Source organism: Cellulomonas sp. GbtcB1, assembly GCF_019091725.1.
In the GTDB taxonomy this organism is placed as follows: Bacteria; Actinomycetota; Actinomycetes; order Actinomycetales; family Cellulomonadaceae; genus Cellulomonas.
Genome location: NZ_JAGXJG010000555.1, coordinates 1 through 236, shown reverse-complemented (window position 1 = coordinate 236; position 236 = coordinate 1). Strand labels below are relative to the sequence as shown.

The 236-nt window shown below is 72.0% G+C and carries 1 pseudogene; it reads right to left on the bottom strand.

Features of this window, described 5'->3' with window-relative positions:
- Nucleotides 1–236, bottom strand: a pseudogene (locus KVT14_RS21365) (iron-siderophore ABC transporter substrate-binding protein); the annotation flags it as partial.

Genomic DNA, 236 nt, shown 5'->3' with positions numbered 1-236 from the left:
CGTAGGCCCAGATGCCGACGCCCGAGCGGTACACGTGGCCCTGCTGCACGAACGGCAGCGGCTGCCACACCGGGTTGCTCGCGAGGACGGTCTCGACGACGTCGTCCTCGTCGTCGTTGCCCCAGTAGAGGGACCGGGTCTCGGCCGGCAGCGCCGTCAGGCCCTCGACGTCGACGTAGGACAGGCCGTACGCGACGTCCCCCGGGGCCTCGGTCGCGGAGCCGAGACCCATCTCC